Source organism: Paenisporosarcina antarctica (assembly GCF_004367585.1).
Classification (GTDB): Bacteria; Bacillota; Bacilli; order Bacillales_A; family Planococcaceae; genus Paenisporosarcina; species Paenisporosarcina antarctica.
Genome location: NZ_CP038015.1, coordinates 2,355,182 through 2,366,497, shown reverse-complemented (window position 1 = coordinate 2,366,497; position 11,316 = coordinate 2,355,182). Strand labels below are relative to the sequence as shown.

7 protein-coding genes are annotated in these 11,316 nt (G+C 36.2%); all 7 read left to right on the top strand.

All coding sequences use genetic code 11. The features are described 5' to 3' along the window. The first annotated feature begins 300 nt into the window (after nucleotides 1–300). A complete protein-coding gene (locus E2636_RS11725; protein ID WP_134210351.1) occupies nucleotides 301–1,584 on the top strand; it encodes a nucleotide sugar dehydrogenase in 1,284 nt (427 codons plus the stop codon). Nucleotides 1,585–1,644: 60 nt separating this feature from the next. Next, nucleotides 1,645–2,379, top strand: coding sequence for a WecB/TagA/CpsF family glycosyltransferase (locus E2636_RS11720; RefSeq protein WP_134210350.1), 735 nt, complete (start codon nucleotides 1,645–1,647; stop codon nucleotides 2,377–2,379). Nucleotides 2,380–2,393: 14 nt separating this feature from the next. Next, nucleotides 2,394–3,512, top strand: coding sequence for a glycosyltransferase (locus E2636_RS11715; protein ID WP_134210349.1), 1,119 nt, complete (start codon nucleotides 2,394–2,396; stop codon nucleotides 3,510–3,512). Between the two features lie 156 nt (nucleotides 3,513–3,668). After that, complete coding sequence (locus E2636_RS11710; protein WP_134210348.1) at nucleotides 3,669–4,712, top strand: glycosyltransferase family 4 protein; 1,044 nt, start codon at nucleotides 3,669–3,671, stop codon at nucleotides 4,710–4,712. Between the two features lie 173 nt (nucleotides 4,713–4,885). Further along, entirely contained in the window at nucleotides 4,886–6,253 is a 1,368-nt protein-coding gene (locus E2636_RS11705; RefSeq protein ID WP_134210347.1) for a cell wall-binding repeat-containing protein, read from the top strand. A gap of 195 nt (nucleotides 6,254–6,448) precedes the next feature. Beyond that, entirely contained in the window at nucleotides 6,449–8,848 is a 2,400-nt protein-coding gene (locus E2636_RS11700) for a cell wall-binding repeat-containing protein (RefSeq protein WP_134210346.1), read from the top strand. Between the two features lie 225 nt (nucleotides 8,849–9,073). After that, entirely contained in the window at nucleotides 9,074–11,311 is a 2,238-nt protein-coding gene (locus E2636_RS11695; RefSeq protein WP_134210345.1) for a cell wall-binding repeat-containing protein, read from the top strand. Nucleotides 11,312–11,316 lie beyond the last annotated feature (5 nt).

The window sequence follows — 11,316 nt, the reverse complement described above, 5'->3', positions numbered from 1 at the left end:
TAAAGATCAAACGCTACTATTAGAAATAACGAAAACTAATTCCAGGTAATTACCCTCGAATAACTGATTAAAACCAATATAGTAACATGTCCTTTAGCTTGCTATGGGACACTATTTCTAGTACGTTTAAATTGTGCAGAAAGAATGAAGAATAGATAAATCTTTATAATTTTAGATAAAGCTAAAGAATACAAGTAATTCACATATCGGGGACATTAGACATGCTGTCTTTTTATCGGGAAATTGGATATAATATATAGATTAAGTGTTAACTACATAAAAAAATCGAGGCGAATATTAATGAAGAAAATATGTGTTATTGGTCTTGGTTATATAGGATTACCTACAGCAGTGATGTTTGCAAATCACGGCTACCAAGTACTCGGTGTTGATGTAAGTGAACGTGCAATTAACTTATTATCTAAAGGTCAAGTTCATATAGAAGAACCAGGTCTTCAAGGATATTTAAATAATGCTCTAGTACAAGGGACTTTTACTGTATCTACTACTCCTGAAGAGGCGGACATGTTTATTGTAGCTGTGCCGTCACCAATCACGGCTGAAAAAACGGCTGATATGAAATATATTGAATCAGCGACAGCTTCTATTGTTCCTTTTTTAAAGAAAGGTGATTTAGTTGTTCTTGAATCTACGGTTCCACCTCGTACTGTTATGGACGTAATGATACCTATATTAGAGCAAAGTAAATTAGAGATGGGAATCGAACTATTTATTTCCCATTCCCCTGAACGAGTAATTCCAGGGAAAGTATTTGAAGAACTAGTAAATAACAGCCGAATTATTGGTGGCTTTAACTTAGAATCTGCAGAGCGTACAAAAGAATTTTATCAAAGTTTTGTTAAAGGTGAATTCCATATAACAGATGTAACGACAGCTGAAATGGTGAAAGTCATTGAAAATACATTCAGAGATGTCAATATTGCGTTTGCCAATGAACTGGCTAAAATGAGTGAAAATCTTGGAGTTAATGCATGGGAGGCTATTTCTCTTGCAAACCATCACCCACGTGTAAATATTCATTATCCGGGTCCCGGCGTTGGCGGTCACTGTATCGCAGTTGATCCTTGGTTTTTAGTCGAAAAACAAAGTGAATTAGCGAAAATTATTTATTTATCTCGTGTAACTAACGATGGAATGCCAAAGTTTACAGTTGAAAAAATACTTGAAATTTCTAGATTAAATCAAATAGACAACCCTCGTGTTTCCGTATTGGGCTTAACGTTTAAGGCAAATATTGATGACATTCGTGAAAGTCCATCTATGGAAATCGTTGAGCAATTGTCGCATGAAGACATTGATTTAGTGTCCTTTGATCCGCATGTTAAAGAAAACAAGGTCCCTTCTCAAACACAAGGATTTGATGAAGCCATTACAGATTCTGATATCGTAGTAATTTTGACAAATCATGATTATTTCACAAAAATTAATCCACATAATATTGCCGAATTAATGAGCCACCCAATTGTACTCGATACAAAGAACGCAATTGATCGAAAGCAATGGGAAGACGCAGGTTTTACAGTCTATAAACTTGGTGATGGAAAAGGCAACCCTGTTCAGTAAAAAAATGATAAGAGACATTTCCCCTATAGGAATGTCTTTTTGTTTTGGAGGTTTTGATATATGAAAGAAAATATAATGGGTGTAGATGTCACAACATTAAACGAACAACAATTAATGAGTCGTATAGAAGATGATATTAAACGATTTCAAAAAGTCCGTATAGTCGCGATTAATCCCGAAAAAATAATGATGGCTGAGCAAGACTTAAACCTTCGCCACTTATTAAATGAATCAACATATCAAATTCCCGATGGTATTGGTGTTTCAATTGCTTCAAAATTAAGTGGTGGAATCGTTAAAGGCAGAGTCACAGGAATTGGCATGATGGGAAATTTATTAGCGTTAGCCAACAAAAATGAATGGAAAATTTTCATGTACGGTGCAAAGCCTGAAATTGTTAATCAAGCAGCTCGAAATATTCAAAAAAAATACCCGAAATTGATTATCTCAGGAACATTGGATGGCTATATTAATGACACACAACAAATAATGAAAACAATCAACGAAGTACAACCGCATATTTTATTTGTTGCACTTGGCAGTCCTAAGCAAGAGTTGTTTATCAAAAACAATATGGAACAACTACATGTCAATGTATTCCAAGGAGTTGGAGGTAGCTTTGATGTGTTTAGTGGTCATGTAAAACGTGCACCTGAATTATTCCTTAAGACGGGAACGGAGTGGTTGTACCGTTTAATAAAGCAACCATCTCGAATAAAACGTCAATGGGCATTGCCTTTGTTCTTAGCGAAAGTGGTAACTAGTAGAAGACGTACTCGTAAACAACACAGTTAATTGGAGGTGAACCAATGAAGATTCTACACATAATTAGTGGAGGAGAAACGGGTGGATCTAAAAAGCACCTACTTCAACTATTTCACAATGCGCCGTTTGAAGCAGAACTTTTGCTGTTAATTGATGGTGCATTTGCACAACAAGCGAGAGAACTAGGAATCCATGTAACCGTAATAAAACAACAGAGTCGCTTAGACCTCACAGTAAATAACAAAATACATCAACATATAATACAACGTGGCATTGAAATTGTTCATTCGCATGGACCGCGTGCTAATTTTATTATGAACAATCTATCTTCTAAAATAAATGTCCACTGGGCAATTACTGTACATAGTGACCCAAAACTCGATTTTTTGCATCAACCGAAACCTCTAGCATTTATTTTTCAGTATTTAAATCGTCGAGCGATTAAGAAAGCCAATCATGTTTTTGCTGTTTCTACTCGTTTTAAAGAGATGTTAGTAGAATACGGTGTCGATGAACAAAGAATTTCTACCATTTTTAATGGGATAGATTACACAAATGTTAACTATGACAAGGATATAAGCAACCTCAATGCCCATTATAATTTAACTGAAAAAGACTTTGTTGCTGTCCATATTGCGAGATTACATCCTGTTAAAGGACATGCCGTATTAATAAATGCAATTGAAAAATTAAAGCCGATTAAAGACTTTAAACTACTACTTATAGGTGATGGACCTGAGCGAAGTGCAATTGAAACGCTTATTAAACAAAGTAATTTATCAAATCATATTAAATTACTTGGATTTAGAAATGATATACCTCAACTATTGGCGTTAGCAGACGTATCATTATTAACTTCATATAGTGAGAGTTTTCCACTCGTTTTGTTAGAATCCGCAAACGCTCATACGCCGATTATTACAACGGATGTTGGGGGAGTAAGGGATTTAATTATTAACAAAGATTACGGATGGATTGTAAAGCCTAAAAGTGTAGACGAGTTAGCGCAAGCTTTAATTGAATCGATAGCAGCAAAAGCCAATAATTCGTTACAACAGATGGGTGATTTATTAAATGTGCATGCGAAAGCAAACTTCTCAAACGAACAATTACAAAATTCTCTCTATCAATCTTATGAAATGATGATAAGTGAAACTAAATAGATAGAAGTAACGTCTTATAGAATGGTTACAATTGTTAAAATCGGGTACTGTTAAGTATAGTAGAAAGAATTCGTCTTAGAAGTTAACATTTACATGCTATAATAATGTGGATATAATCGGCGAGTAAGTGCACGATATATGCAAGGAGGTAGAATCATGTTTTTGGCTACACTAATAGGTGTATTTATCGCGTCATTAGTAATTACACCATTAATAAAAAAATTCGCAATTAAAATTGGCGCAGTTGACCAACCGAATCATCGCAAAGTTCATGTGCGAATTATGCCAAGACTTGGCGGTTTAGCTATCTTTTTAGCTTTTATTATAGGTTATTTTATCTATCAACCCGCATCACCGGATGCTATTTATATTATCATCGGCGCATTTATCATTGTGATCACAGGCGTTTTGGATGATTTGTACGATATACGACCTATTATTAAATTAGGCGGACAATTAATTGCCGCAGGAATTGTTGTGTTTTTGGGGGATATCGAAATTGGATTTATTAACTTACCATTCGGTGGAGTGTTAGATTTTGGGTTTTTAAGCTCCTTTTTAACTATTCTTTGGATTGTCGGTATTACTAATGCAGTTAATTTAATTGACGGATTAGATGGTCTAGCAGCTGGCGTCTCAACTATTGGTTTGCTTACTTTGTCTATTATGGCGTTTATTATGGGAGATATGTTCGTTTTGGCCATGTCCATGATGCTGGCTGTAAGTACATTTGGATTTTTGTTTTATAATTTTTACCCTGCCAAGATTTTCATGGGTGACACAGGTGCATTATTTCTAGGGTTCATGATTGGTGTATTGTCACTTCTAGGCTTTAAGGGTATTACATTTATCTCACTAGCCATTCCCATTATCATTATGGGTGTACCCATATCTGATACATTCTTTGCTATCATTCGTCGACTACGAACGAAACAGAAACTATCGGCACCTGATAAATCACATTTGCATCATTGTTTACTAAATTCCGGATTTTCACATCGACAAGCAGTTTTGTTAATCTATGCGATGGCGGCTATGTTCGGTGGAGCGGGAATTCTCTTTTCTCAAGCAACGGTTTGGGGAGGAATCCTGATCATTTCATTGATGTTCGTGGCAATTGAAATAGTTGTGGAACTAATTGGTCTGGCAGGAAAAAATTATCGTCCCTTATTAAATTTTGTTCGCTATAAAAACAACTAACAATAAAAATAAGACATTTAAATGTTGAAAAAAGGCGAAGTGCATATGCACTTCGCTTTTTTTGATACATGTTTGTTACAATATGTCATGAAACTGTAATGTTTAGAGAACATATTGAATGATAGAATCAAATTAGTTAAATATTAGAATATTAAAGGGGTTTATAGATACATATGAAAATTCGTAAAATACTAGGTTCAATAGTATTAGCAGCTACCTTTACTTTTGTTGCTGCAAATAGTGAAGTTCAAGCCAATGGAGAAACAATTAGAGATTTCACACGTATTTCGGGTGAAAGTAGATATCATACAGCTATTGAAGTTTCTAAAAAAGGTTGGGCAAATGGCAGTTCACAAACCGTCATCATTGCTTCAGGCGAAAACTTTCCAGATGCATTAGCTGGTGCACCACTTGCTAAAAAATTAAATGCACCAATTCTTTTAGTGAAAAAGTCATCGGTAGCTGCAGATGTGATTACCGAAATGAAGCGATTAGGCGCGAAAAAAACTATCATTCTTGGCGGAACTGGTACAATTTCAGCTGCAGTAGAATCTAAATTAAATTCAGTTACACCTAATGTTGAACGTATTGCAGGTCAAAGTCGTTTTGAAACAGCTGAAAAAATCGCGAAACAAGTAGGCGGTTCAACGGCAGTTGTTGTAAACGGATCATCTTTTCCTGATAGCTTAGCGATTGCAGCTTACGCAGCTCAAAAAGGAATGCCAATATTATTAACAACTGCATCAGACATTCGTTTTGAGCAAAAATATTCAAATTATATTGTAGTTGGTGGATCACTTGCAATAAACGACACAGTATTTAAGAAATTAAAACAAACTAGTGCAATTCGTATTGCAGGAAAAAGTCGTTATGACACAGTTAAGGCCGTTGTAGACAAATTTTACCCTGCAACAGACACTACACCTTTAGTCGCTTCAGGAGTAAGTTATGCAGATGCATTAACTGGATCTGTGTACGCAGCAAAACAAGGAGTACCTGTTCTTTTAGTAGGGAAAGACAAATTACCTGTCCCAACAGAAAAAGTTATTGAAGAGAAAAAAATGAAATCACTTAAAGTTGTTGGTGGAAAAGAAGCTGTATCTACTTACGCATTAGGCGCAACAAAGCCAGTCGTAGCTCCAGTTTCAAAACCAACACCACCACCAGCGCCAAAACAAAGCAGTGGAGAAAAACTAGTTGAAAAAGCCAAACAATACTTAGGTACAAAATATGTATTCGGTGGTACAACTCCATCCGGCTTTGATTGTTCGGGATATATCTATTATGTACACAATGCAGCGGGTATTAAATTGGCTCGGACTAATACATCAGGGTACTATAGCATGACAAATAAAGTATCATCTCCACAACCAGGTGATTTAGTATTCTTCTCAAATACGTATAAAGCAGGCATCTCACATATGGGCATATATATTGGAAATGGATCATTTATTCATGCTGGTGGAGATCGAGTTCAAATTAACAAAGTGACCGATTATTACTGGAAAGATAAATTCACAAGCTATAACCGTTTTAAATAATAAGTAGATAAAAAGCCTACTAAATGCAAATTTAGTAGGCTTTTCTCTGTGAAGTATACAGGACTTTATACACGTATTATTTAATTATTATTGAAATTAACTAGTTGCTAAGGTAGATAGATTCATTTATAGAAAATTGATAGAAAAATAGCTTTTTCTCTTATATAATTAAATAAAAACAAAGGATGTAGAATAATGTCTAATTTACTACTAAAATGGATTTTATCCATAACGTTAATATTTACAATATTACATATATTCAATTTTTCTACCCCTGTCTATGCAGCGTCAGATACAGAAAATTTCATTGTTAAAGTGAAACTAACAAATAATCTAGGACCTTCAAAAACGTATCAATTTATCCCTAAAGGAGACACGGTCTTAAAAGAAGACACCAACATTGTACTTAAAAAAGACATGACATATAAACTAGCAATCCAAAATTCGAAAATTGCACTTTATGAAGGATCCAAATTACTAAAAAACAATCTCACAATTCTCACACTTGAACCAAAAGTATATGCGAATGAAAACTTTGTGTTACTTGAGAATATGAAATCAACAATTAAAAGACCTCATATAGGAACCATTATATTTGGACTCACTACTATTTCTAATTCTCAATACTTACAGCCAATAAATCATCTTGGCTTTGAAGATTATTTAAAGGGTGTTTTACCTGGTGAAATGCCTGCAAGTTGGGGAACAACTGGTGGTCAACAAGCACTCCGTGCGCAAGCTGTAGCAGCACGTTCATACATATTTGCAAAAATGAATGGCAATAGTCAACTTGAAATTGATGATACAATAAATTTCCAAGTATACCAAGGATTTGTATGGGATGCAGAACACTCACCAAACTATGTAAGTGCTAATCAATACACAACATCAGCAGTGGATTCTACAAAAGGCATGATTATGACGTATCAAAAATCAAATGGTTCCAAAGGGTTTGTGACAGCATTCTTCTCTGCTTCAAATGGAGGACAAACGGAATTGCCACAACAATATTGGTCAAGTGGTCTACCATACATAAATACCTCACAAAATGATCCATATGATCAATACAAATGGACTGCACCGTTACAGTTTAAAAAACAGCAATTAACTATCACAGATGACATAGACTTTACAAATCCTGCGAGTTGGTGGAGTACAACATCTGAAAACAACTATCTACTTGAAAATGCACCAAAGAGTGTTACAGCTTTTTCAAAATTTAAATTGCAAGCGTTAAAGGAAGCAAAAGCAATTGATGCAACGATAGAATCTATCAAAATCGATTCTATTAATAGTATTAATACAACAGAATATACAAATACCGGAAAAGTACAAGATATCACCTTTAATTTATCTTACTTTGCACGTAATACGAACCTAGACAACAGCTTATATTATTCGATGGAGCTTGGTGCCCAATCAGAAACGCTTGCTGGTGTTTCACGTTATGATACAGCAGTTGAAATTGCGAGAAGAGGATGGACCGGTAAACGGGATCATGCGGTATTAGGACGAGGGGACTTACCAGTAGATGCACTTGCTGGATCGGTATTAGCTTACAAACTGGATACACCGGTCTTATTAACACGGACTAGTTCTTTGCCAGCTTCTGTAAAAGACTACTTGAAAGAAACTTTAAACCCGGGAGCAACAGTTTATATACTCGGCGGAACAATTGCCATTTCACCTGCAGTTGAAACTGAACTTAAACAAATGGGTTATAAATTTAAGCGAGTTGCAGGAAAGTCACGCACAGATACATCACTTGAAATCGCGAAAATTGTCGGAGGAACTACAAATTCTGTATTCTTTGCAACTGGCAACGAAAAATCGTCAGATGCATTATCTATCAGTCCTTATGCTGCACGTAACCAAATGCCAATCATCATTCAACAAGGCACGAAGTTATCTCAAGCTACTGCAGATTACTTAAAATCGAGTGGAACAACGACTGCCAACTTAATTGGCGGGGCAGATGTAGTTTCATCAGGTGTTGAAACTACGTTGAAAAAAGCAGGATATGCGACAGACCGCACATTCGGAACGAGCCGAGTGGATACGAGTATTGCCATCAACAAAAAATTTGTCATGCCAGGTGACTCACTTGCCATCGGTAATGCATATTCGTTCGTTGATGCACTAGCAGGTTCTGTTCTTTCTGCAAAAAAAAATTCACCTATTTTATTGCTACACCCGGATCCAAATAAACTACCGGTTGAATATCTTGATACCGTCAAACAACCAAAAACGCTATTTTACTTAGGCGGCGAATCGGTTGTGTCAAAAGACATGAAATACAGCTTATCAAAATATATTGGCGGAACACTTAAGAAGTTCACAACTGAATTCAAGCTTACTGGACCACAACTACGTTACTTATTAGGCGGTACTGTTTTGATGAGCACAGACTTTAAAGTGAAAAACGACACAGTCAACAAAGAATTTTCTTTAAACGGTACAGGCTATGGCCACGGCATCGGCATGAGTCAATATGGAGCTTATGGACGTAGTAAAGCTGGGAAAACAGCAGAAGAAATTCTTGAGTTCTATTATCAAGGAATAAGTATTGAACAAGCAAAAGATTATATTAAGTAAGAAAAGCAGAATGCGCCTTCTAGTTCAATACCTGCGTTGGAAGGATGAAAGGCGAACAATTCGTCTATCTGACCTCATGAAGGTCACGTGTGCAGGCGTATAGTGCTCGACACAGTACTTTAATGAACGAGAATACCATAAAAATTTTATACAATAATAACACTTGCAAATGGAGGGGGCAACCCTTCCTAATTTTTTTTGAAATAGAAAGCGGGGAACGAAACATTGTTTAAAGCACTCATAAAAATTATTTGTATCGCATTAATTGTCCTTAGTATTCCGGTATCAACTCAAGCAGCAGAAGTCATGAAACCATTAATCGTTATCGACCCAGGTCACGGCGGGAAGTATGGCGGAACTACTGGCTATTCGGGTTCTAAAACAGGCTATTATGAAAAACAAGCAAACTTAGAAGTATCTTTACGACTACGAGGCGTTTTACAAGCTCGTGGCTATGAAGTTAAAATGACACGAACGACGGATAAACATTTTTCTAATGCATCTTCAGCAGAAGACCTTAAAGCCCGAACGAGTTTGTCAAATAGTATGGTAGCAGGTCGTAACGACAACTCTATATTTGTTTCAGTTCACCATAACGCATCGTCATCGCCAACATATTCAGGCTATGAAACGTATTACTATAACAAGAATTTTCAAGACTCTAACTATCCAGCAGATCCATTGCAATTAAAATATTCTGTCGAAAGCGGACGTTTAGCACAAACTACACATACAAGTGTCATTAATTCGGGTGCGAATTCTGAAGGACGAGGAATTGTTCATCAAAGTCTTTACGTTACACGAAATGCTCAAGTACCAGCTATTCTTTCGGAAGTAGAATACATGTCCAACCCGATTGCAGAAAGTAAAGTGAAAACAGCAAAATTCCAACAAGGGATTGCCGTGGCACTTGCTGATGGAGTGGATAAGTTCTTCAAAATATTCGAAGTGAAGAATAGTAAAAATGTCGTCATTAAAACGTTCAATACAAAAGACGAAGCCATAACATATGCCAAAACACAAACGAATGTAACCGTATTTGATAAAAGAGCAGGAACGACAATTTTCGATAACACGACGACCGATTATCGTGTGTATCATCCATCTGTTGAATTGACACAAACGAAGTTTTCAACTGAGAAAGAAGCGATTACTTTCGCAAGCAAATATAGAAATACACGTGTTGTTCATCATCCTACAGCTGAAGTTCGATGGTCCAATTACATTGCTAAAAAATTCGATGTATTAGATGCAAATAAAGTAGTCATTAATCAACACTACCAACGAGTGGTAGCAGAAACATCAGCTGAATCTTTAACAAAAGCAACACTTCAAAATTCAGAAACGAATTTCACTTTATGGTCATCTATCGTGCCACAAGCATTTGAAGTGCGTCATAAAGACAATGGCACGCTCAAAGCATTCTACGATAAGACATTAGCCCAAAACTATGCCGCTTTATGGCCAGGAACTACTGTCTACGACACGACGAAAAAAGTTGTCGTTTACACGAATCCAACGCTAATTACACCAAAAGCTGTAAGCAAAACAGTCTCTGCAAAATCTAGATACTTAACTGCAATTGAAGTTTCGAAAACATTGTATCCAAACGCTTTCAATTCAACAAAAACACAAAAAACCGTCGTCTTAGCAACTGCTTTTGAATATGCAGATGCACTATCAGCTGGTCCTCTTGCGATGTATTATGGCAATGCACCTATTTTATTAAATCCTGCTAGTAATTTAAACGCAGACGTATTAGCTGAAATTAAACGATTGGGTGCCAATCAAATTGTTTTAGTCGGGGGAGAAATTGCTTTATCAGCTAAAGTTGCTAGTCAATTACAAACAGCGCTTCCGCAGGCAAAAGTTGAACGCTTAGCTGGGAAATCACGCTATGAAACAAATTCAGTTATTAACAATAAATTACCAAAAGCTAATGGGATATTTATTGCTTCAGGGAGCAACTTCCCAGATGCATTAGCTGCAACAAGTATTGCGGTAACGCAAGGTTGGCATATTGTATTAAGCAATGGAACAACCTATTCAGACTCAATAAACGATCAAATTTACAGCAAACCGACAGTAATCGTCGGTGGTACTTTAGCCGTTTCTAAGATTCTCGAGGAAAAAATTAAAGAGCGTGCAGGTTCCGATTATGTTACACGACTATCTGGAAAAGACAGATATGGTACAAATGCAGCACTTATTGAGCATTTCAGTCAAACATTTAAATCACCTACATTTGTCGTATCAACGGGTACAAACTATCCGGATGCTTTAGTCTCATCTTCTTTATCAGGAAAGTATCAAGCACCATTGTTCTTAGTGGGCAATTCAATTTCTGAAACGTTACGACCAACTTTAACGTCTTATTTAGCACAACGCGTCACGAAGACATCACTTTACACAGGTGGCATTGTGCCGACTGCAGTTAAAACTGAAATTGATCAACTTAAATAACAAAG